General features: G+C 60.5%; 18 protein-coding genes. 8 read left to right on the forward strand and 10 right to left on the reverse strand.

The window, feature by feature from the left end; translation table 11 throughout:
* Positions 1-230: 230 nt before the first annotated feature.
* The 4 genes from AB4N44_RS23620 to AB4N44_RS23635 form a co-directional block, all read right to left on the reverse strand.
* Positions 231-1919 carry an ATP-dependent DNA ligase gene (locus AB4N44_RS23620; protein ID WP_460107277.1) on the reverse strand — a complete coding sequence of 563 codons (1689 nt, stop codon included), beginning with the start codon at positions 1917-1919 and terminating at the stop codon, positions 231-233.
* The gene (locus tag AB4N44_RS23625) at positions 1916-2950 is read right to left on the reverse strand and encodes a ligase-associated DNA damage response exonuclease (RefSeq protein ID WP_460107275.1); all 1035 of its coding nucleotides are present in this window, start codon (positions 2948-2950) and stop codon (positions 1916-1918) included. The genes AB4N44_RS23620 and AB4N44_RS23625 overlap by 4 nt, the downstream gene beginning before the upstream one ends.
* A gap of 768 nt (positions 2951-3718) precedes the next feature.
* Positions 3719-6169: a penicillin acylase family protein gene (locus tag AB4N44_RS23630; RefSeq protein WP_460107272.1), complete on the reverse strand. Its 2451-nt coding sequence runs from the start codon at positions 6167-6169 to the stop codon at positions 3719-3721.
* 201 nt (positions 6170-6370) lie between these two features.
* The gene (locus AB4N44_RS23635; RefSeq protein ID WP_127926091.1) at positions 6371-7015 is read right to left on the reverse strand and encodes a glutathione binding-like protein; all 645 of its coding nucleotides are present in this window, start codon (positions 7013-7015) and stop codon (positions 6371-6373) included.
* Between the two features lie 146 nt (positions 7016-7161).
* Between AB4N44_RS23635 and AB4N44_RS23640 the strand changes: the two genes are divergently transcribed.
* A complete protein-coding gene (locus AB4N44_RS23640; RefSeq protein ID WP_455805322.1) occupies positions 7162-7719 on the forward strand; it encodes a cysteine hydrolase family protein in 558 nt (185 codons plus the stop codon).
* A 155-nt stretch (positions 7720-7874) separates the two neighbouring features.
* Here AB4N44_RS23640 and AB4N44_RS23645 read toward each other — a convergent pair whose 3' ends face one another.
* The 5 genes from AB4N44_RS23645 to AB4N44_RS23665 all read right to left on the reverse strand — a co-directional run bounded on the left by AB4N44_RS23645 (position 7875) and on the right by AB4N44_RS23665 (position 11095).
* On the reverse strand, positions 7875-8078 hold the full coding sequence (locus tag AB4N44_RS23645) for an SEC-C metal-binding domain-containing protein (RefSeq protein WP_034154967.1): 204 nt from the start codon (positions 8076-8078) through the stop codon (positions 7875-7877).
* Complete coding sequence (locus AB4N44_RS23650) at positions 8075-8569, reverse strand: LEA/WHy family protein (protein WP_127926092.1); 495 nt, start codon at positions 8567-8569, stop codon at positions 8075-8077. Before AB4N44_RS23650 ends, AB4N44_RS23645 begins: the two co-directional genes overlap by 4 nt.
* A 311-nt stretch (positions 8570-8880) precedes the next feature.
* The gene (locus tag AB4N44_RS23655; RefSeq protein WP_150774724.1) at positions 8881-9939 is read right to left on the reverse strand and encodes an IS110 family RNA-guided transposase; all 1059 of its coding nucleotides are present in this window, start codon (positions 9937-9939) and stop codon (positions 8881-8883) included.
* 177 nt (positions 9940-10116) lie between these two features.
* A complete protein-coding gene (locus AB4N44_RS23660; RefSeq protein WP_127926093.1) occupies positions 10117-10593 on the reverse strand; it encodes a YchJ family protein in 477 nt (158 codons plus the stop codon).
* Between the two features lie 4 nt (positions 10594-10597).
* Entirely contained in the window at positions 10598-11095 is a 498-nt protein-coding gene (locus AB4N44_RS23665; protein WP_150749387.1) for a DUF6231 family protein, read from the reverse strand.
* 199 nt (positions 11096-11294) lie between these two features.
* Between AB4N44_RS23665 and AB4N44_RS23670 the strand changes: the two genes are divergently transcribed.
* From AB4N44_RS23670 to AB4N44_RS23685, 4 genes are all read left to right on the forward strand, one after another.
* Positions 11295-11990 carry an OmpA family protein gene (locus tag AB4N44_RS23670; RefSeq protein ID WP_095119209.1) on the forward strand — a complete coding sequence of 232 codons (696 nt, stop codon included), beginning with the start codon at positions 11295-11297 and terminating at the stop codon, positions 11988-11990.
* 91 nt (positions 11991-12081) lie between these two features.
* A complete protein-coding gene (locus AB4N44_RS23675) occupies positions 12082-12804 on the forward strand; it encodes an OmpA family protein (protein ID WP_460107267.1) in 723 nt (240 codons plus the stop codon).
* A gap of 163 nt (positions 12805-12967) precedes the next feature.
* A complete protein-coding gene (locus AB4N44_RS23680) occupies positions 12968-13249 on the forward strand; it encodes a DUF1145 domain-containing protein (RefSeq protein ID WP_038358130.1) in 282 nt (93 codons plus the stop codon).
* Positions 13242-14000: a collagen-like protein gene (locus AB4N44_RS23685; protein ID WP_150749385.1), complete on the forward strand. Its 759-nt coding sequence runs from the start codon at positions 13242-13244 to the stop codon at positions 13998-14000. Before AB4N44_RS23680 ends, AB4N44_RS23685 begins: the two co-directional genes overlap by 8 nt.
* A gap of 107 nt (positions 14001-14107) precedes the next feature.
* Here AB4N44_RS23685 and AB4N44_RS23690 read toward each other — a convergent pair whose 3' ends face one another.
* On the reverse strand, positions 14108-14566 hold the full coding sequence (locus tag AB4N44_RS23690; RefSeq protein WP_127926097.1) for a CopD family protein: 459 nt from the start codon (positions 14564-14566) through the stop codon (positions 14108-14110).
* A 99-nt stretch (positions 14567-14665) separates the two neighbouring features.
* Here AB4N44_RS23690 and dinG point away from each other — a divergent pair, with 99 nt between their 5' ends.
* From dinG to AB4N44_RS23705, 3 genes are all read left to right on the forward strand, one after another.
* Positions 14666-16810, forward strand: coding sequence for an ATP-dependent DNA helicase DinG (dinG, locus tag AB4N44_RS23695; RefSeq protein WP_038358136.1), 2145 nt, complete (start codon positions 14666-14668; stop codon positions 16808-16810).
* A gap of 95 nt (positions 16811-16905) precedes the next feature.
* Complete coding sequence (locus AB4N44_RS23700; RefSeq protein WP_460107264.1) at positions 16906-19386, forward strand: beta-galactosidase; 2481 nt, start codon at positions 16906-16908, stop codon at positions 19384-19386.
* Positions 19387-19576: 190 nt separating this feature from the next.
* Positions 19577-20722 carry a serine hydrolase domain-containing protein gene (locus AB4N44_RS23705; protein ID WP_127926099.1) on the forward strand — a complete coding sequence of 382 codons (1146 nt, stop codon included), beginning with the start codon at positions 19577-19579 and terminating at the stop codon, positions 20720-20722.
* Positions 20723-20822 lie beyond the last annotated feature (100 nt).

Genomic DNA, 20822 nt, shown 5'->3' on the forward strand with positions numbered 1-20822 from the left:
GAGTCCCGAACAAGTGTTTTAAAAGGTTGGCGCAGCGATTGGATGAGCGAGTCAGTGCCCGCAAACGGGCACTGAAAATAGCTTGCACTGATTTAGGGCTGATCGTTCCCACGCTCTGCGTGGGAACGATCAGCCCGGGACGCTCCGCGTCCCATCCAGAGCTGAACGCGGAGCGTCCGTTGAGGCATTCCCACGCGGAGCGTAGGAACGATCTTCGCGTCATGTTGAACTCAGGCGAGAAGATCCTGCAATGTGGCTAGGCTATCCGCCTCATCCACGGTTTTATCCTGGCGCCAGCGCAGCATCCGTGGAAACCGCACGGCAATTCCGCTCTTGTGCCGCCGCGACAGGGCAATGCCTTCGAAACCCAGCTCAAACACCAGACTCGGTTTCACGCTGCTCACCGGGCCAAACTTCTCCACCGTGGTCTTGCGCACAATGCTGTCGACCTGACGCATTTCCTCATCGGTCAGCCCCGAATACGCCTTGGCAAACGGCACCAGCGCGCGCTGACTCGAGTCGGGCGGGCCGTCCCACACTGCGAAGGTGTAGTCGCTGTACAGACTGGCCCGCCGACCATGCCCGCGCTGCGCGTAAATCAACACCGCATCGACACTGAACGGATCAACCTTCCATTTCCACCAGACGCCCATGTCCTTGGTGCGGCCAACCCCGTACAGCGAATCCCGCGCCTTGAGCATCATCCCTTCAACGCCCAGCCGCCGCGAGGACTCGCGCTGGCGGGCGAGGTCGAACCAGTCGCTGCCGGTCAGCACCGGTGAGGCCAGCAGCACCGGGCTGTTGCAACGGGCGATGACCTCTTCCAGTTGCGCGCGGCGTTTGGCCTGCGGCTGGTTGCGCCAGTCTTCGCCTTGCCATTCCAGCAAGTCGTAGGCGAGTACCACCACCGGCACCTCTTCGAGGATTTTCTTGTCGAGGGTTTTGCGACCGATACGTTGTTGCAGCAGGGCGAAGGGCTGCACGGCCGGCGGTTGGGTCGATTGCGGATCAAAGGCGTCTTCGGTGCCCGGATGGGTGCTTTTCCACACGACGATTTCGCCGTCGATCACCGTGCCGTCAGGCAGGCCGTGCACCAGCACTTCCAGTTCGGGAAAACGCTCGGTCACCAGTTCTTCGCCCCGCGACCAAATCCACAGCCGCCCCTCACGCTTGACCACTTGCGCGCGGATGCCATCCCACTTCCATTCGATCTGCCAGTCGCTGGCAGGCCCGATCAGTGCTTCGAACTCTTCCACCGGTTGTGACAGGGCATGAGCGAGGAAAAACGGGTACGGCTGACCACCGCGCTGGGCATGTTCATCGCTGGATTCAGGGGCGATCAGCTTCAGGTAGCTGGCGGCGCTTGGCCGATTGGACAGGTCGGTGTAGCCAACCAGACGCTGCGCCACGCGTTTGCTGTCCAGCCCGGCCATCGATGCCAGAGCCCGGGTGACCAGCAGTTTCGATACGCCGACGCGGAAACTGCCGGTGATCAATTTGATGCACAGCATCAGGCTCGATCGATCCAGTTGCGCCCACAGGGCGGGCAGTTGTCGGCTGAGGTATTCCGGAGTTTCACCGCGTAGCGGCAGAAGTTTGTCTTCGATCCACTCGGCGAGGCCGGCGTCGGAACTGTGCGGGTTTTCCGCGAGCACCAGCGAAATGGTTTCCGCCAGGTCACCGACCGCTTGATAGCTTTCTTCGAACAGCCACGGTTCCAGGCCGGAAATCTCGACAGCCAGTTCGCGCAAGATTCTCACCGGCACCAGTTGCCGGGGCCGGCCACCGGACAGAAAGTACACCGCCCACGCAGCGTCATGCGGTTCGGCCTGGGCGAAGTACGTCTGCATCGCCGCCAGTTTGGCGTTGCTCGACGTAGTTGCGTCGAGTTCGGCATATAACTCGGCAAATGCTTTCATGCGGGCATCTCGACGATGGTCGGTTCGGTGGCGATGTTTTCTTCTTCGTCATCGCCGTATTCGGTGTTGAAACCCTGGGCATCCAGGCCTTTTTCACGCAGATGCCGCACCAGCACGCCAATCGAGCCGTGGGTGACCATCACCCGTTCCGCGCCGGTCTGTTCGATGGCCCACAACAGACCGGTCCAGTCGGCGTGATCGGAGAGCACGAAACCGCGATCGACACCGCGCCGCCGCCGCGTGCCACGTAAACGCATCCAGCCGCTGGCAAACGCGTCGCTGAATTCACCGAAGCGGCGCATCCAGGTGCTGCCTCCCGCCGAGGGCGGGGCGATGACCAGGGCCTGGCGCATGATCGGGTCGCTTTTCTTCACGTCGCCGCCGTAGATCGTCGGCGGCAGGTACACGCCAGCCTCGCGGTAGACCCGGTTCAGCGGCTCGACCGCGCCGTGACTGAGGATCGGGCCGAGGCTTGCGTCGATACCGTGGAGAATCCGCTGGGCCTTGCCGAACGAATAGCAGAACAACACGCTGGCTTTGCCGGCGGCAATGTTCGCTGCCCACCACTGATTGATCTCGCTGAACACCTGCGCCTGTGGCTGCCAGCGGTAGATCGGCAGGCCGAAGGTCGATTCGGTGATGAAGGTGTGGCAGCGCACCGGTTCGAACGGGGCGCAGGTGCCGTCGGGTTCGATTTTGTAGTCACCCGATGCGACCCAGACTTCGCCGCCGTATTCCAGACGCACCTGCGCCGAGCCGAGCACGTGGCCGGCGGGATGAAAGCTCAAGGTGACACCGTGGTGCGTCAGGCGCTGGCCGTAGGCGAGGGTTTGCAGGTTGATGTCCTGCCCCAGCCGCGCGCGCAGAATCCCTTCGCTGGCGCTGCTGGCGAGGTAATGCTGGTTGCCGGTGCGCGCGTGATCGCCGTGGGCATGGGTAATGACCGAGCGCTCGACGGGGCGCCACGGATCAATGTAGAAATCCCCGGCAGGGCAATAAAGACCTTCGGGACGGGCGATAACAAGGTCCATGTCGTTACCAGGAATGGGGGGCTTGTTAGCTATGAGGTTGGCGCGTGTTCAGAAGTTCTATCGACTTTGAAGAGCGACCCTCACCCCAGCCCTCTCCCGGAGGGAGAGGGGGCCGACCGAGGTGTCTGGCGAATGACATCGACCTGAAAAAACGAGTCGATTATGGATTCGGCAACGCACGAACCGGCTTAACTCAGGATTCGGCAGAGCACGAACCAAGTTAACTCCGGATTCGGTACAACAGTTTCAGGTCGGCGTAGACCTGCAGCATCCCCCAATCAGTCCCCTCTCCCTTTGGGAGAGGGCTAGGGTGAGGGGCTTTTGATTTACAGGGCCGACCGAGATGCCCGACGAGTTGAACCGAGCAAATTCCGGATTCGGCAGTGCCCGTTCAGGTCGGCGTATGACTCAATCAACCCCCAATCAGTCCCCTCTCCCTTTGGGAGAGGGCTAGGGTGAGGGGCTTTTGATTTACAAGGCCGACCGAGATGCCCGACGAGTTAAACCGAGCAAATTCCGGATTCGGCAGTGCCCGTTCAAGTCGGCGTATGACTCAATCAACCCCCAGTCAGTCCCCTCTCCCTTTGGGAGAGGGCTAGGGTGAGGGACTTTTGATTTACAAGGCCGACTGAGATGCCCGACGAGTTGAATCGAGCAAATTCCGGATTCGGCAGTGCCCGTTCAGGTCGGCGTATGACTCAATCAACCCCCAATCAGTCCCCTCTCCCTCCGGGAGAGGGTTAGGGTGAGGGGCTTTTGACCTTTGCCTTATTTGCCGGGAGTAAGAGTCAAACGGGCCTTGCCATACACCCGGTCAAAGTTCTGCGGCTGCATCGGCAAACCGATGTACTGCCCCTTCAACCACGCATCGATGCCATTGAGGTAGTTGGGACTGACCGGATTCCCCGATTGCCCCGTACCGTTCTGCGCCAGCAACGGTTCAGTCTGGCCGAAGTCGACAATGAAACGCATCGACGGCGCACGTGTGGTGGTGAAATCCTGCCCCCAAGCGAACGCCGAAGTGTTCAACGTCGTGTGATCACCACCGGCCGCCAGCGGCCCGCGCACGGTCTGACCATTGCTGTTCTTCCAGGCATAGCTGTGCAACTTGCCCCACTGCCAGGCGCGATGGTCGCCACCCAACTGACTCTCGCCAGCGCTGATCGCTGCGGCAAAGCTGCGGGCGAGAATCACCGCTTTGTCCTCTTTCTGCGGCGTGCGCAGGTCATCCCAGAACGGACTGTCCTCGCGTCCCAACAGATGGTCAGCCTGCGCCGCGTAGGACAAATCGCCGTTGGCGATAAACGCCTTCCACGCAGGGCTCGATTCCGGACCGAGTTCATCGAGGAAGATCTGCTTCATGCTTTCCTGCAGGAACAGTTCGTAAATCGCCGCGTCTGCCGAGGTCGGGCTGAGCTTGCCGTCGAACGCCATCAACCGGGTAAACGCCTCGCGGGCCTTGCTGCGATCCGCTTCCGGCAGGCCATCGATCGCCTGTTTCAGCGGTTGTTTCATGCCCGGTGCTTCGAAGACTTTTTTCAGCTTGGCGGCGAAGGTGGTGGTCTGGTCGTACTGCATAGCGATCACGCTGCGGCTGTCGTGCTTGCCGCTGCCGGCCAGTTCCGCCAGACGTTCGCCACGCTCCGGTGCGGCCCACGAGTTCGACAATTGCATGCCGTAACCGTGCGGGATCACGCGCTGGTTGGCGGTGCCGAGCCAGCCTTGTGCCGGATCCTGATCGTATGGATGCAGCATCGGGTCGGCGTAACCGTCCCAGTCGTAACGACCTTCCCAGCCGGGCGATGGCAGCAAGCCTTCACCTTCGCGGCGATTCGGGAAGCGCCCGGTGACTTGCCAGCCAATGTTGTTTGCATCGGCGAAGACCAGATTCAGGGCGATGGCGCGGATTTCCCGGCTGGCATCCGAAGCTCGTTCTACGGTTTGCGCGCGGGTCAGATCAAAAAACGCATCCAGCGACTTGTCGTCGGTGAAGCTCGGCGTTTGCAAGGCCAGGCCGAAACCGCTGCCTTGGGCCGCTGCCTGAGCACTGTTGAGTAACGCGCCGTGGCGGGTTTCGTATACCGCTTCGCGAATCGGTCGCTGGCCTTTGACGAAGTAGGTTTCGTTGCGCACGCCCAGCGGCTGCCATTTGCCGTTGACCTCGTAGGTCAAACTGCTGCCCTGGCGACGGATTTTTTCCAGGAACAGGTCCTGGTTGTCGCCGAGCACGCTGGTCATGCTCCACGCCACTTTGCCGTTGAAACCGCCAAGGACCAGTGGCAAACCGGCAACCGTGACGCCTGCGGCCTGATATTTCGGTGCGCGGATCTGCACGAAGCTCCACAGCGACGGTGCAGCCAGCGGCCCATGGACGTCGCTGGCCAGCAGGCTCTTGCCGCTGCGGCTGCGTTGTGGGGCGATCGCCCAGTTGTTCGAAGACGTGGTGCCCAGCAGGTTCAGTGCCGACAGTTGCTGGCTGGCGCTGCTCAGCTCGGTCAGCCCCGGGATTTGCCCGTTGAGCTTGAGACCTTGTAGCTTGTCGGCCTCGGCCAGCGGCAGGTTTTCGTCGGGCGCCGACGGCGTCAGCCAGGCGAGTTTGTCGCTGGTCACGGTTTGCGCGAGCACCAGCGAGGAAATCTCTTCCGGCAGGTTGGCCGACTGGCTGAAATTCAGCAGGGCGAAAATCAGCGCCGAATCTTCCGGCTTCCAGTATTCGGGCTTGTAACCGCTGGAGGCGAGGTCGCCCGGCAACTTGTCGGCGTAGCGGAACAGGTAGGCGTTGACGCCCCGCGCATAGACTTCGAAGAAACGCTTGAGGCGTGGCGACGAAGCCTTGTACAGCTCGCCGGCGCTTTTCTTCAGATTGACCGCGCGCATGTAGCGGTCGGCGTCGAGCATCGATGCGCCTGACATTTCCGCCAACCGGCCCTGCGCCAGCAGGCGCAAGGTGACCATTTGATTGATGCGGTCGCTGGCGTGCACATAGCCGAGGCTGAACAGCGCGTCGTGAAAGGTGTTGCTCTCGATCAACGGCATGCCCATGGCATTGCGTCGCACCGACACGTTCTGCGCCAGGCCCTTGAGCGGTTGCACGCCGGAGGTCGGCGGGAGGGTGTCCTGAGCGTTCCAGGTCTGGCAACCGGACAGGCCCAAAACACCGGCCACTGCTGCGGCAACGCCGAACCGGGGAAGAAAATGAGTAAGGGCTGGCGAGGCCATGGCAAAGCTCCTGCGGGGGTGTAGAGGCTGGGGGCGCAATAAAGCCGCTACGTTAGTGAGCAGGAGGTGGCCGCGCAAGCGGGGGCAGGGGTTATTTGTGTATTTCTGTCGAATGGAAAAGATCGCAGCCTGCGGCAACTCCTGCATAGGCATGCATTCCCATGCAGGAGCTGCCGCAGGCTGCGATCTTTTGCCGTTAAATCAGGATTTGGGTGGATTGATTTTCTGCACCAAGGCGTAGGCCTTCACGGTCGCCGGGCGATCCTTGATGTGGTTGAACCAGCGCAGTACATGCGGGAAGTCTTCCAGGTTCTGGCTCTGCCATTTGTGTGAAACGATCCACGGATAAATCGCCATGTCGGCAATGCTGTATTCGCTGCCGGCGACGAATTCGTTATCAGCCAGTTGCTTGTTCAACACGCCATACAAACGTGCGGTCTCGTCGATGTAGCGCTTGATCGCGTAAGGAATTTTCTCCGGAGCGAACTGGCTGAAGTGATGATTCTGCCCGGCCATCGGCCCCAGGCCACCCATTTGCCAGAACAGCCATTGCAACGCCGTTTGCCGACCGCGCAGGTCTGTGGGCAAAAACTTCCCGGTCTTCTCCGCCAGATACAACAGGATTGCCCCGGACTCGAACAGCGACAGCGGTTCACCGCCATCGGCCGGTTCATGGTCAACAATGGCCGGAATGCGGTTGTTCGGGGCGATCTTCAGAAAGTGTGGCTGGAACTGCTCACCCTGACTGATGTTGATCGGGTGCACGTTGTACGGCAGGCCGGCTTCTTCGAGGAACAGGGAAATCTTGTGGCCGTTGGGGGTGGTCCAGTAATACAGGTCGATCATGGAGAACTCCAAAGCAGAAATGGACTTGCGTGCGGACAGCAAACGCCGGCGTCAGGTCGTCCCGTGTGCATTCGATAGCTTGCTTAACAGGAAGAGGTGATGCTGAACTGCGCAGAATTCAATGACCCCGCGTGAGAAAAATCGCCATGGAGCTTCAGGCCAACGCTGCACTGATCATCATCGATCAGCAAAAGGGCATCCTGCAGCCGCGTTTGGGGCGAAGGAATAATCCTCAGGCGGAAGCGCGAATCCTTGATCTGCTGGGGCATTGGCGGCATAGCACGAGGCCGGTGATTCATGTGCAGCACCTGTCGCGTGAGCCTGATTCAGTGTTCTGGCCCGAACAGGAAGGGGTGGAATTTCAGCAGCGGTTTACGCCGCAGAACGGGGAATGGCTGATTCAGAAACAGGTGCCGGATGCGTTTTGTGCCACCGGACTAGAGGCGCGGTTGCGTGAGGCGGGGATCGGGCAACTGATCATTGTCGGCGTGGCGACCAACAACTCGGTGGAGTCAACGGCGCGCACGGCGGGCAATCTGGGGTTTGCAGCTTGGGTGGCGGAGGATGCCTGTTTCACCTTCGACAAGGCCGATTATTTTGGCACGTTGCGAACGGCTGAAGAGGTGCACGGGATGTCGCTGGGGAATTTGCACGGGGAGTATGCGACGGTGGTCAGTGCGAAGCAGATTCTTGCGGCGGGCTGAATAACTTCGCCGTATGCGCCGGCCCCTTCGCGAGCAGGCTCGCTCCCACAGGGATCGCGGTGGGCACAAAAGCCCTGACCGGCGCAGATCAAATGTGGGAGCGAGCCTGCTCGCGAAAGCGGTCTGTCAGGCGAAACGACTGTCCGCCCAGTGCATCACGCGCCGTGGCACTTCTTGAATTTCTTGCCGTTGCCGCATGGGCAAGGGTCATTGCGGCCGACGTCTTTCAGGGCATTGCGCACCGGTTCCTGGTGGGCGTGGCCGCAGTTCGGGCCGTGAACATGGCCGTGGTCATGCTCGTGATGATGGTCATGATCGTGGTTGCAGTCAGGGCCATGGACATGAGGTTGCTGGGTCATCGGTGTTGCTCCGGAATTAAATCGGCGGGGATTATCACGCCATTGCGCTCAAGGTGCACGTAGTGAGCGATGAATAAACCGGTTTCCATTTCGCCCTGCAAACGATAGGGAATCTGCTGGTTCGGATTTTTCAGCATTTTCACCACGTCTTTTACCTTCGGCCAGAGGTTGGTGCGGATCGGCACTTTGAAATAGGCGCTGCGCTTGGGCCCGACGGTGAACCAGTGTTCATGCTCGCCTTCGGCCAGCAGCATATCGGCCAGATGAATGCGGTATTCGAGGCCCCGCACGGTCAGGTCGCTGTCGTTGGGGTTGTCGATGCGAAAGTGCAGGATGAATTTCTGTTCGAGCAGCTTGGCGCGCACCACTTCGACTTTTACCAGGTGCACGGCGGGGTCGACGCTGTCATCGCTGAACCACGACGCGCAGCCGCCGAGATTGAGGATCAGCATCAAAAACAGAAAATGTAATGTGCGCTGGCAACCGAGCATGATTTAACTCCCTTTGGTGCCAGTCTAGACGCTAAAAGAACGCAGCCTTCGGCAGCTCCTATGTATGGACTCGCCCCACCATTCAACCCGCTTTTGAACACTGCTACCCGGTTGCATCTATGTATAAGGCCTATTCGAGGAAGCGTTAACCGGCTTCTGGCCAACATTGGGTAAGCTCGCGATATGCCGATTACAGTAAGGCCTCAAGGGCCAGTAGGAGCTCAGGCATCAATTCGCGACGGTCTGACCTGGGGTCAATGTTCTTAGCAGGGGTTGAAGCGGCTTAGCGCCTCGGTGGCAGAACTCTTTTATCAGTGACTCATCGTCGCCTCCTGGCCGTTGCCCGGCTGGCGACGATATGTTTGATCGTTTTGCAGCAGCACCCACAAAATCCGAAGGTTGCGATTAGCCAATCGCACCGCAGCTTCCTTGCGACCCAAGCGGTTGATCCAGCGTTGCAGCCGCTGATCGTCCGGCTGCTGTGAATCAGGCCGCAGTTGCCTTAAAACAGCATGAGCGCCCTGGATCGTCAGACTGCGCAAATACGCATCACCATGCTTGCTCATCTTGCCCAGTCGGGTCTTCTCGCCAGAACTGTGCTGGCTGGGCACCAACCCGAAATAGGCGGCGAACAAGCGAGCGTTGGCGAACCGTTCAGGCTCGGTCTGCTTGGCGATCAGCGCCGTGGCGATGATCGGGCCAACACCGCGCACCGTCATCAGCCGCTTCGCCGTCTCGTCTTCTTTCGCTGCCATTTCCAGCCGGCCGGTCAGCACGTTGACGCGATCGCCCAATTGACTCCATTCGCCCAGCAATTCAGCAATCAGTTCACGCAACAAATCAGGCAGCGGTTGGGTGGCATCTTCCAGTATTCGAGGCACCAGCTGGCTGATCGCAATTTCGCCCTGTGCCATGGCCACTCCATGTTCGAGCAGTAAACCGCGCATTTGATTGCCGACCGCAGTGCGCCGCCGCACATATCCCTGACGCGCCCGGTGTAGAGCCTGCATCGCCATCGCGGCCGCGCTCTTGATCGGCACCGCCGAGATTTTGCAGTCGCGGCCGGCACGCAAGATAGCCAAAGCATCGTTGCGATCATTTTTCGGGCCGCTGCGGTGGCTGGCGACCAGTTGAGCGGGCAGGATGCGAACGGGATTACCCTGCATTTGCAGCAACCGCGCCCATGCTTGAGCACCGGGCCCGGTTTCCACCAACACCGTCACGCTCGGAGGAAGCTCACGGAGAAATACCTGAAAGGCTTCGCGTGACTTGATTCTCTCCTCGAATATCAGCAGGCCGAGGGCATCTTCCCCTGCCACCTGGAAAACCCTTTTGGCAAGATCCACTGCGACTGTGGAGCATGCCGACACGTCGGCTGACAAAGACTGATTATTCGTCGTATGCTTTTTCATGGCCTCGCCCTCGCTGTCGTTGGCTTCTATAAGAATGCCACCGTGGCGCACAGACGCCTCGGCTTGGGCGAGTCCATACAATTACAGAGAAACGCATTCCATGTAGGAGCTGCCGAAGGCTGCGATATTTTGATCTTAAGCGCCAAAATACCCCGCACAGCACTTCTTGAACTTCTGCCCACTGGCGCACGGGCAGCTGTCATTGCGCCCCAGCTTCAACTGCACCGTCGGATCAATGAAGTACCAACGCCCGGCATTCTGCACAAACGACGAGCGTTCGCGGTGGCTGTGTTCGCCCTGGCTGTCGTGCCAGCGTGCAGTGAAGGTGACGAAGGCGTGTTCCGGCTGGCCACCGAAGACTTCCGAACTTTCGACATCGAGGCCGAGCCAGGTGCTCTGCGCGCTCCAGTCGCTGATCGACTGACGATTCAGTCCCGCTTGCTGAGCAGGCAGGGTGGTCGCCACAAGGTAATCGATCAAACCCAGCACATAGGCGCTGTAGCGCGAACGCATCAAGGCTTCGGCGCACGGCGCAGGATGGCCATCGTGATAATGACCGCAGCAGGCATCCAGCAGATTGCCGCTGCCGCAGGGGCAAATGGCTGTACTCATTGCATTACCACCAGTATTTCCCGAAGTTTTCCGGATTGGCCCAGAACCGCGAGTTGAGCCAGTCGGGGACTTGTTTGTAGTCAAGCAGATCGTAGGTGAACAGGGTCAGCACTTGATCGTCGCGTTGAAAGCGCTCGCTGGCTTGCAGCGCCAGCGAATAGAAGTCGGTTTCCTGCCAGCCGCTGGCCGACAGATCCGCCAGCACGGCAATGCGGCTGGCGTTGAGATTACGAATTCCGCCCAACAGATTCAGGCCATCGCGCTTGGGCAAGTGTTCCAGGCAATCGACCACCAGCGCCAGATCGAAACGTTGCGCGGCCAGTTCGGCGGGCAATGCGCCCGGCGCCGTATGGGCGACGACGGTGTCTGGGTGCGCCACTTTAAAGGCGCTCAGGGCTGGAAATTCGCTGGCGCCGATCAGCAGCAGACGGGCCGGGGCGTAGCGATCCAGCAAAGCGGCCAACGCCTGTTGCGGCGTACGGGAAGAAATGGCGACGTTCATCGAAGCTCCTCAATAAGACCGCCAAGACTAGCCTGCCTGACGATGTCGGCAAAGAGCGCAGTTCCGTCAGTTACCGGCGATTGCGCCAAAGTCCTGTGAACACGGTCGCAAACAGGCATGGCCTATTGCTGGCGGAGATTAAAACTCCGGTCTTTACTCCCTGAATCGGTTTTAAGCCGATCCCTCAGGAGAAAACCAGATGAGCATAGTTCGGACAGCATTACCTTTGATTCTGCTAACCAGTGTGTTGACTGGTTGCGCAGGTTTGCAGAAAACCGACTGGCCGACCTGTGCGGCGGTCGGTGGTGTCGTCGGTGCCGGTCTCGGCGCAACCGAGAGTTCGGCGTGGGCCGGCTACGGCGCGTTGTTGATCGGTGGCACGGCAGCGGCCTATTGCTGGGTACACGGTGATGGCGACGAAGACGGCGATGGCGTGCCGGACAGTCGCGACAAGTGCCCGGGCACGCCTAAAGGCGTACAGGTCGACGCTGACGGTTGCCCTCCACCAGCGCCTGCACCCGTGGTCGAAGAAGCTGTAGTGGTCAAGGAAGAAACCATTGTTATCCGTGATGTGCACTTCCAGTTCGACAAAGCCACGCTGACCGGCCCTGACAAGCAAGTACTCGACAAGGTCGCCACCCGCCTGAAACAGGAATCCTCGACGGCGCAACTGACCGTGACCGGTCACACCGACAGCGTGGGCAGCGATGCCTACAACAAAAAACTGTCGGATCGTCGCGCGCACTCGGTGGTGGATTACCTGATCCAGCAAGGTGTGCCGCGCGCCAGCTTCGTTTCGGTGTCCGGTCTGGGTGAAAGCCAGCCAGTGGCCGACAACAAAACGGCGGATGGTCGTGCACAAAACCGTCGTACCGAAATCAAAATCCAGCGTTAAGCCCCTCTCGCATCCGCGGCTTGTGCAGTCGCGGATGCGGGTCTTTACTCCTGTGTAACCGGTATGGGCCGGTGACACAGGAGCTTTCACAATGACTGTTTTCTCAAGGTCCGTCTTGCCGGTGCTGCTGCTAGGCAGTTTGCTCACCGGTTGCGCCACCCACAGCGATGGCACTGCACCCCTCAATCAACGTACGTGGCCGATCTGCAGCCTTATTGGCGGGCTGGTCGGTGGCGGTCTCGGCGCCATTGAAAGTGGCGGCTGGGCCGGTGGCGGCGCAGCGCTGGGGATTCTTGCCGGCGGACTGATCTGTTATGCCCAGGACGGCGATGAAGACGGCGACGGCGTGTTCGACCGCCGCGACCGTTGCCCGGACACCCCGGAAAACACCCCTATCGATCACCGTGGTTGCCCGCTGCCGCAGTACCCGGTCACGGAAAAAGTGCCGGAGCCCGCGCCGCAAACTGAAGTCATCACCCTCAGCGATGCCGGCAACGTGCTGTTCGATTTCGACAAATCCGACCTGACCCCGGCGGCGAAAGCCCAACTCGATACGCTGATGGACAAGCTGCGCAATGCCGATGTGGTGAGCATCAAGGTCATAGGTCACACCGACAGCAAAGGTTCGGATGCGTATAACCAGGCTTTGTCGGAACGGCGGGCGAGCAGTGTCGCGGCGTATCTGCTGAGTCAGGGGCTGGCGCCGAACAAGCTTACCAGCGAAGGGCGCGGAGAAAGTGAACCGGTGGCCGATAACGCAACCGATGAAGGGCGCGCGCAGAACCGTCGCGTGGAGTTGCATATCAATCGCTAGGACGCCTCTGTAGGGCGCAGGCTAGAGCTGCCGGACGATTATCAAAGTCGTTCCGGCAGCCATTTGGCGGCGCGGCGAAGTTTTTTCATTTGTGCCTCTGGCTTATCCCCCGCAGAAGCCGTTACTGTGCGCCCAAAGAATAATTCGCAACACGGGGGAGCGTATGAAAGTGTTCTGGGGGCTGGGGCGGTTGTTGACCCTGCTGTTCTGCTGCGTGGTGCTGGCCAATCAGCTGGTGCCGTTCGTACATCCGCTGCATCTGCTGGTCAATCTGGCTGGCGGCCTGCTGTTGCTGATTCATCTACTCGAAGTGCTGCTGTGCAATCGCAGCCTCAAAGGCCGTCCGCACCCTTGGCGTGACCGTGGCCGCATCCTGCTGTTCGGCGTATTCCACTTGCAATCCATCCCGGCCCCGGCCGCTCCGGAGGCTTCTTCCCATGCGTAAACTTTGCCTGCTCGCTGCATTCATCAGCCCTTTGGCCTGTGCCCAGGTGGTCAGCGTTGAAACCAATTCGCTGATGCGTTTGCCCAACACGGCCAGCACGTTGCAGCTGGAAAAACTGGAAGTGGCCGATTACGGCACGTTGCTGATTCCTGCCAACGTGACCGAACTGACCGTGGGCGAGTTGCGTCTTGGCCATGAAGCCCGTATCGCGATCGTTCCGAGCGAGAACGCTTTGGAGATGAAGGTCGTTCGTGCAGAGCTAAGCGATGGCAGCCGGATTACTGCACGGGGTGCACCGGGTACTTATGAAAAAGCCGCCCGTGCCGGGCGCAATCTGAATCTGCAATTCAAGGCATTGAACGCGCCGCAACTGTTGGTCGATGCCCGTGGCGGCACCGGTGCGCCGGGTTTTGTCGGCCTTGATGGCGGTAATGGTGAAGACCCGGGCTGCACTTATGGTTCGGCCGGGCACGGTTTTGACGGCAGCAACGGGAGCGACGGCCAACCGGGTGCACCGGGAGCGCTGGTACGCCTTGAAGTGCCGCGCGAGTTTCCGGCCGAGCTGATCAAGGTCAATGTCGCGGGCGGTGCTGGCGGCCCGGCGGGTGTGGGTGGCAAGGCAGGGAAGGGCGGCAAGTCCAAGGGCTGCCTGGTGTACCGCGCCGATGGCGGCAAGAATGGCAAGGCCGGGGCGGATGGACAGCCTGGGCCAGTGGGGGCGGCGGGGGCGGTGACTGTGCAGCGCTTGTAAGATCACTGATTGTTCCCACGCTCCGCGTGGGAACACAGCCCGTGACGCTCCGCGTCACTGGACGCAGAGCGTCCCTTGCGGCATTCCCACGCAGAGCGTGGGAACGATCACGGCCTTGCCGCCGCAATCGCCACCAATACTAACCCCACAATCAGATTAAGCCCCACCACCCGCCGAATCCGCCCCAGCACCGCCGCACCCGCCGGCCAGTCCTTTGCATCAACCGCCGTGCGCAACTCCGGCAACATCAAGCCCTGAATGCGGATAAACAGCGCCGTCATCACCACATACAAGCCCATCATCACCTGCACATATTTCGGCGCGGTCTCAAAGCCGACCTGCTGCAAATGCAACATGCCCACGCCGCTGATCGGCAACAGGAGCACCGCAACCCAGACCCAACGGAAAAAACCTTGAAACACTTCCACCCACAAGGTCAGTCGGGCAGGGCCGTCGAGGGCCTTCACAGCCGCCGGGCGCAAGACCATCCAGGCGAAAAACATGCCGCCGACCCATACCAGTGCGGCTAATACATGCAGGGGGTAGACGAGGCTAAAAAGTGTCATTGGGTTACTCCGTTCTGCGCAGGATCGATTCGCGGGGTATGATAGCCGCCGATTCAAACCACTGAAAATTTATCCAGCGTTTTTTGCGCCCGACACTCAATGATCAGCACTGAACTCAAAACCACGATCCAGGGCGCCTATTCGCGTTTTCTAGAGGCCAAGAGCCTCAAGCCGCGTTACGGCCAGCGCCTGATGATCGCTGAAATCGCGAAAGTCCTCGGGGATATCGACACCGACGACGAAGGCCGGCGCAGTGGCGACCCCGCGATTGTCGCGGTGGAAGCCGGCACCGGTACTGGCAAGACAGTGGCCTACAGCCTGGCCGCGATCCCGACCGCGAAACTGGCCGGCAAACGCCTGGTCATCGCCACCGCGACCGTGGCCCTGCAAGAGCAAATCGTCTACAAGGATTTGCCCGACCTGATGCGCAACAGCGGGCTTAATTTCAGCTTCGCGCTGGCCAAGGGCCGTGGTCGCTACATGTGCCTGTCCAAACTCGACATGCTCTTGCAGGAAGGCCACGCGCAAACCGCCACCGCCCAGCTGTTCGAAGAAGAAGGCTTCAAGATCGAGGTCGATGAGGCCAGTCAGAAGCTGTTCACCAGCATGATCGAGAAACTCGCGGGCAATAAGTGGGACGGCGACCGTGACAGCTGGCCGAATGCGCTGGAAGACGCCGATTGGGCGCGCCTGACCACCGATCACAGCCAGTGCACCAATCGTCATTGCCCGAACTTCGGCCAGTGCGCCTTCTACAAGGCCCGCGAAGGCATGGGCAAGGTCGACGTGATCGTCACCAACCACGACATGGTTTTGGCTGACCTGGCATTGGGCGGCGGCGCTGTGCTGCCGGACCCGCGTGACACCATTTACGTGTTCGACGAAGGTCACCACCTGCCGGACAAAGCCATCGGCCACTTCGCTCACTACACGCGCCTGCGTTCCACTGCCGACTGGCTGGAAACCACGGCGAAAAACCTGACCAAGCTGCTGGCCCAGCATCCGCTGCCGGGCGATCTTGGCAAGTTGATCGAGCAGGTGCCGGAGCTGGCGCGCGAGATCAAGGCCCAGCAGCAGTTCATGTTCAGCGCCTGCGAGCAGGTCGCCGATTTCAAACCCGGCGAAGACGTCGAGGGCCGTGAGCGGCCGCGTCATCGCTTCGTCGCCGGGGTGATTCCCGAGCACATGCGCGAAATGGGCATCGAGCTGAAGAAGGGCTTTTCGCGCCTCAACGATCTGTTCACGCGCCTGACCGACCTGCTCAAGGAAGGCATGGACGGCGAGGTCAACATCGGCATTGCCAGCAATCAGGCCGAAGAGTGGTATCCGCTGTTCGGCAGCCTGTTGTCCCGCGCTTCGGGCAACTGGGAACTGTGGACGGCGTTCACCGCCGAAGACCCGGAAGACAGTCCGCCGATGGCACGCTGGCTGACGTTGGCCGAAAGCGGTTCGCTGTTCGACATTGAGGTCAATGCCAGCCCGATCCTCGCCGCCGAAACCCTGCGCCGCAGCCTGTGGAACGTGGCTTATGGCTGTCTGGTGACCTCGGCGACTCTGACCGCGCTGGGCACTTTCGACCGTTTCCGCATGCGCGCCGGTCTGCCGAAAAAAGCCGTCACCGCTGTGGTGCCGAGCCCGTTCCATCACGCCGATGCCGGTGTGTTGCGCGTGCCGGATCTGAAGGCCGATCCACGCGATGCCGCCGCACACACGGCAGCGATCATCCGTGAGTTGCCTGATCTGGTTGAAGGCTCGCGCGGCACCCTGGTGCTGTTCTCCTCGCGCAAACAGATGCAAGACGTGTTCGACGGTCTCGACCGCGACTGGCGCAAGCAAGTGTTCATTCAAGGCAACCTGTCGAAACAGGAAACCCTGAACAAGCACAAGGCGCGGGTCGATGGCGGTGATTCCAGTGTGCTGTTCGGTCTCGCCAGTTTCGCCGAGGGCGTCGACTTGCCGGGTGCCTACTGCGAACACGTGGTGATCGCCAAGATCCCGTTTTCGGTACCGGACGATCCGGTCGAAGCGGCGTTGTCGGAATGGATCGAGGCCCGTGGCGGTAATCCGTTCATGGAAATCTCCGTGCCCGATGCCTCGCTGAAACTGGTGCAGGCCTGCGGGCGTCTACTGCGTACCGAAGAAGACCGCGGCACCATCACTTTGCTGGATCGGCGGCTGGTCACCCAGCGCTACGGCAAGGCGATCCTCAATGCGTTGCCTCCTTTCCGTCGTGAAATATCCTGAGACAACGGTGGGCAGTTTTGCCCACCGTGTTGTCTATCTCTCTGCCATCGCTTTTCCATTGGCCATTGTTGGTCGTTAGGGAGAACTCCGTTCTTATGATCCGCCGTTCGTTGCCTGCCGTATTCGCTTTGATCTTCGCCACGCCGCTGTTCGCAGCGCCTGCGGGTCAGCAGACCCTGTTCAACTTTGTCCGTCCTGCCGACGTGGTCAAAGTCGCGACCGAAAATGCCGATCTGCCGCAAGCCAACGCCGAACAGACACCGGAAGGTGAAGTGCTGCGCCGGGTGACGTTCAACCCGGTGGCGCGCCCGACCTTGCGCCTGACGCCGCAGACCGGCGCGTGGGACTGGTCGCAGTCGGGCATGATGACCTTGCGTTTGCAGAGCGCAATGGACTGGGCGGTGACGGTCTACGTGCAAATCCAGAGCAACGACGGTCGCACGTTGCTCAGCCGCGTCGACCTGCCGGCCGGTCCTGCGCAGACGTTGCTGGTGCCGCTGGTGGCGTCCGCACCGCTTGGCCAAGGCATGAAGGCCGGGCCGCCAATGCCAATGACGGTCGATGGTCAACGGATCCTGCTGGCCAGCAGCAGCGGCGAAATCGACCGCAGCCAAGTGGTCTCGGTGAGCCTGTCGATGGATCAGCCGAAGGTCGCTCAGAGCTTGCTGCTCGAGCGTTTCGGCGTGCAGGACGGTGAATCGGTCACCCAAGCGGTGTACGGCAATCTGGTCGACGCTTACGGGCAATCGACCCGCAGCAAGTGGCCGGAAAAAGTCGCCAATGACGAACAGCTGAAATCCGCCGCCGCCAAGGAACAGCAACAGCTGAAAACCTGGCTGGCCGAGCGCGAAAAGTCCTCGCTGGACAAGTTCGGTGGCTGGAACAAAGGCCCGGCCTTCAAGGCCAGCGGTTTCTTCCGCACCGAAAAGCGTGATGGTCGCTGGTATCTGGTCACGCCTGAAGGGCATCCGTTTTACTCGTTGGGCGTGAATACCGTCAGCCCGCAGGTCAACCAGACCTACGTGGCCGGTCGTGAGTACATGTTCGAATCCCTGCCTAAACCCGAAGAACCGTTGGCCAAGCATTTTGGCGAGGGTGACAACCGTGGCGGCAATGGTGTTGATCAGGGCCGGGGTTATGCAAACGGGCGCTGGTACGACTTCTATGGCGCCAACTTGCAGCGTGTTTACGGAGATCCGTGCAAAACAGACAGCGAAGGTAAATCCGGCGTCGCTGAAGCGGCCAAGTCCGAAGCCGCCGAATCTGCGGCGGTGAAAGCGGCTGAGCCTGTTTCGGCGCCTGCGGAGCCGAAGTCCGGTGTCGCTGAGGCAGCCAAAACTGAAACCGTACAAGTGACGACAGAAAAAGCTGCCGAGCCGTGCAAGGCCTCTATCGATGAGCAGCAGTGGACCAGCCACACGCTCGATCGCCTGCAAGCCTGGGGCTTCAACACCGTCGGCAACTGGAGTGCCGATTCGCTGACTGAAGCCGAGCGCGTGCCGTACACCTTACCGCTGTCGATCGTCGGTGATTACACCAGCATCAGCACCGGCAGCGACTGGTGGGGCGGCATGCCCGATCCGTTCGATCCGCGTTTCGCCATGGCCACCGAGCGCGCCGTCGCCATCGCCGCCCGCGATCACCGCGACGATCCGTGGCTGATCGGCTATTACGCCGACAACGAACTGGCCTGGGCTGGTCCCGATGATGATCCGAAATCCCGTTACGCGCTGGCCTATGGCACGTTGAAAATGACCACCGACGTGCCGGCCAAGCGTGCGTTCCTCAAGCAATTGCGCGACAAGTACCGCAATCAGGCCGGGCTGTCGAAAGCGTGGGGCATTGATCTGCCCGCGTGGGAATTGATGGAAGATCCGGGTTTTGTACCGCCGCTGCCGAACCCGGAGCACCCGGAAATCGAGGCTGACTTCAAATACTTCCAGAAGGTTTTCGCCGATACCTACTTCAAAACCATTTCCGACTCGCTGAAATGGCACGCGCCGAACCAGTTGCTGCTTGGCGGCCGTTTCGCCACCAGTACGCCGGAAGCCGTGGCGTCCTGCGCGCAGTATTGCGATGTGCTGAGCTTCAATATGTACACGCTCAAACCGCAGGATGGTTATGACTTTGCTGCGTTGGGGGCTTTGGATAAACCGGTACTGATCACCGAATTCAACTTCGGCTCAGCGGATCGTGGCCCGTTCTGGGGCGGCGTCACGCCAGTGGTCAGGGAAGAAGATCGCGGCCCTGCATACGCCAATTTCCTCAAGCAGGCCTTGAGCGAGCCGTCGATTGTCGGCGTGCATTGGTTCCAGTATCTCGATCAACCGGTGACCGGGCGTCTGCTCGATGGCGAGAACGGTCACTTTGGTCTGGTGGGCGTGACGGATCTGCCGTATCAGGGCTTTGTCGAAACCGTGCGCAAGAGCAATTTGCAGGCGATTGATCAGCTTGGCAAAGAGGCAGAGAAAGCGGCCGCAGCAGCGGAGCATGAGGCTGAGGGCGGGCGCAAAGGCGAGGCTGGTAAAGGGCCGGGGGCAGGGCATGCCGGTGGACATTCCGGCAATGGTCACTGACCTTTGATGCTCTAAAAAGATCGCAGCCTGCAGCAGCTCCTGCATGGGAACGCAATCCATGTAGGAGCTGCCGCAGGCTGCGATCTTTTGACTTGGCTTTTAACCGTCTGGCCCGCAGCTGTTCCCAAATCCCTCAAGGGCTGGAACAATGCGGGCCACTTTGTAGAGCGTTTTCGCGGGGGAGTTGCGGGTGCAGATTCAGGGACATTACGAGCTTCAATTCGAAGCGGTGCGCGAAGCTTTCGCCGCACTGTTCGACGATCCCCAGGAACGCGGCGCAGCCCTGTGCATCAAGGTCGGTGGAGAAACCGTCCTCGACCTCTGGTCCGGTACTGCCGACAAGGATGGCGCCGAAGCCTGGCACAGCGACACCATCGCCAACCTGTTCTCCTGCACCAAAACCTTTACCGCCGTCACCGCCCTGCAACTGGTCGGTGAAGGCAAGCTGCAACTGGATGTTCCGGTCGCCCGCTACTGGCCGGAATTCGCCGCCGCCGGCAAAGAATCCGTGACCCTGCGCCAATTGCTTTGCCACCAGGCCGGTCTGCCAGCTCTGCGTCAATTGCTCGCGCCGGAAGCGCTGTATGACTGGCAAACCATGGTCGATGCCCTTGCAGCCGAAGCGCCATGGTGGACGCCGGGTACCGGTCACGGTTATGCCGCGATCACTTACGGCTGGTTGATCGGTGAATTGTTGCGCCGCGCCGACGGTCGTGGGCCGGGCGAATCCATCGTCGCCCGTGTCGCCAAACCTTTGGGTCTGGATTTTCACGTCGGTCTGGCTGACGAGGAATTCCATCGCGTGGCGCATATCGCGCGCGGCAAGGGCAACGCTGGCGATGCCGCCGCGCAACGTCTGCTGCAGGTGACCATGCGCGAGCCCACCGCGATGACTACCCGCGCTTTTACCAACCCCCCTTCAGTGCTCACCAGCACCAACAAACCGGAATGGCGGCGCATGCAGCAACCGGCGGCCAATGGCCACGGCAATGCGCGCAGTCTGGCCGGTTTCTACGCGGGCCTGCTCGACGGCAGTCTGCTCGAAAGCGACATGCTTGAAGAGCTGACCCGCGAACACAGCCTCGGTGAAGACAAGACACTGTTGACCCAGACCCGTTTCGGTCTGGGCTGCATGCTCGATCAACCGGACGTGCCCAACGCCACTTATGGCCTCGGCCCCAAGGCGTTTGGTCATCCGGGCGCGGGCGGCTCCATCGGTTTCGCTGATCCTGAGCATGATGTCGCCTTTGGTTTTGTGACAAATACCCTTGGGCCGTACGTCTTGATGGATCCGCGCGCGCAGAAGCTCGCGCGGGTGCTTGCCACTTGTCTGTAAAGTTGCATCCGAGGTCCCAGGGTCGGAACCTCAAGCGGTTTTTCGTTTCAAAACGGCTGTTTATCCGGGCGAAAGTGCTCTGATTTTTCATTACTTCATT

It is taken from the genome of Pseudomonas sp. S3_C06 (assembly GCF_054667675.1).

What these genes read in the sequence shown, in the direction of transcription:
- AB4N44_RS23620 (WP_460107277.1), bottom strand. Translation starts at nt 1,919, where the DNA reads ATGAAAGCATTTGCCGAGTTATATGCCGAACTCGACGCAACTACGTCG.
- AB4N44_RS23625 (WP_460107275.1), bottom strand. Translation starts at nt 2,950, where the DNA reads ATGGACCTTGTTATCGCCCGTCCCGAAGGTCTTTATTGCCCTGCCGGG.
- AB4N44_RS23630 (WP_460107272.1), bottom strand. Translation starts at nt 6,169, where the DNA reads ATGGCCTCGCCAGCCCTTACTCATTTTCTTCCCCGGTTCGGCGTTGCC.
- AB4N44_RS23635 (WP_127926091.1), bottom strand. Translation starts at nt 7,015, where the DNA reads ATGATCGACCTGTATTACTGGACCACCCCCAACGGCCACAAGATTTCC.
- AB4N44_RS23640 (WP_455805322.1), top strand. Translation starts at nt 7,162, where the DNA reads ATGGAGCTTCAGGCCAACGCTGCACTGATCATCATCGATCAGCAAAAG.
- AB4N44_RS23645 (WP_034154967.1), bottom strand. Translation starts at nt 8,078, where the DNA reads ATGACCCAGCAACCTCATGTCCATGGCCCTGACTGCAACCACGATCAT.
- AB4N44_RS23650 (WP_127926092.1), bottom strand. Translation starts at nt 8,569, where the DNA reads ATGCTCGGTTGCCAGCGCACATTACATTTTCTGTTTTTGATGCTGATC.
- AB4N44_RS23660 (WP_127926093.1), bottom strand. Translation starts at nt 10,593, where the DNA reads ATGAGTACAGCCATTTGCCCCTGCGGCAGCGGCAATCTGCTGGATGCC.
- AB4N44_RS23665 (WP_150749387.1), bottom strand. Translation starts at nt 11,095, where the DNA reads ATGAACGTCGCCATTTCTTCCCGTACGCCGCAACAGGCGTTGGCCGCT.
- AB4N44_RS23670 (WP_095119209.1), top strand. Translation starts at nt 11,295, where the DNA reads ATGAGCATAGTTCGGACAGCATTACCTTTGATTCTGCTAACCAGTGTG.
- AB4N44_RS23675 (WP_460107267.1), top strand. Translation starts at nt 12,082, where the DNA reads ATGACTGTTTTCTCAAGGTCCGTCTTGCCGGTGCTGCTGCTAGGCAGT.
- AB4N44_RS23680 (WP_038358130.1), top strand. Translation starts at nt 12,968, where the DNA reads ATGAAAGTGTTCTGGGGGCTGGGGCGGTTGTTGACCCTGCTGTTCTGC.
- AB4N44_RS23685 (WP_150749385.1), top strand. Translation starts at nt 13,242, where the DNA reads ATGCGTAAACTTTGCCTGCTCGCTGCATTCATCAGCCCTTTGGCCTGT.
- AB4N44_RS23690 (WP_127926097.1), bottom strand. Translation starts at nt 14,566, where the DNA reads ATGACACTTTTTAGCCTCGTCTACCCCCTGCATGTATTAGCCGCACTG.
- dinG (WP_038358136.1), top strand. Translation starts at nt 14,666, where the DNA reads ATGATCAGCACTGAACTCAAAACCACGATCCAGGGCGCCTATTCGCGT.
- AB4N44_RS23700 (WP_460107264.1), top strand. Translation starts at nt 16,906, where the DNA reads ATGATCCGCCGTTCGTTGCCTGCCGTATTCGCTTTGATCTTCGCCACG.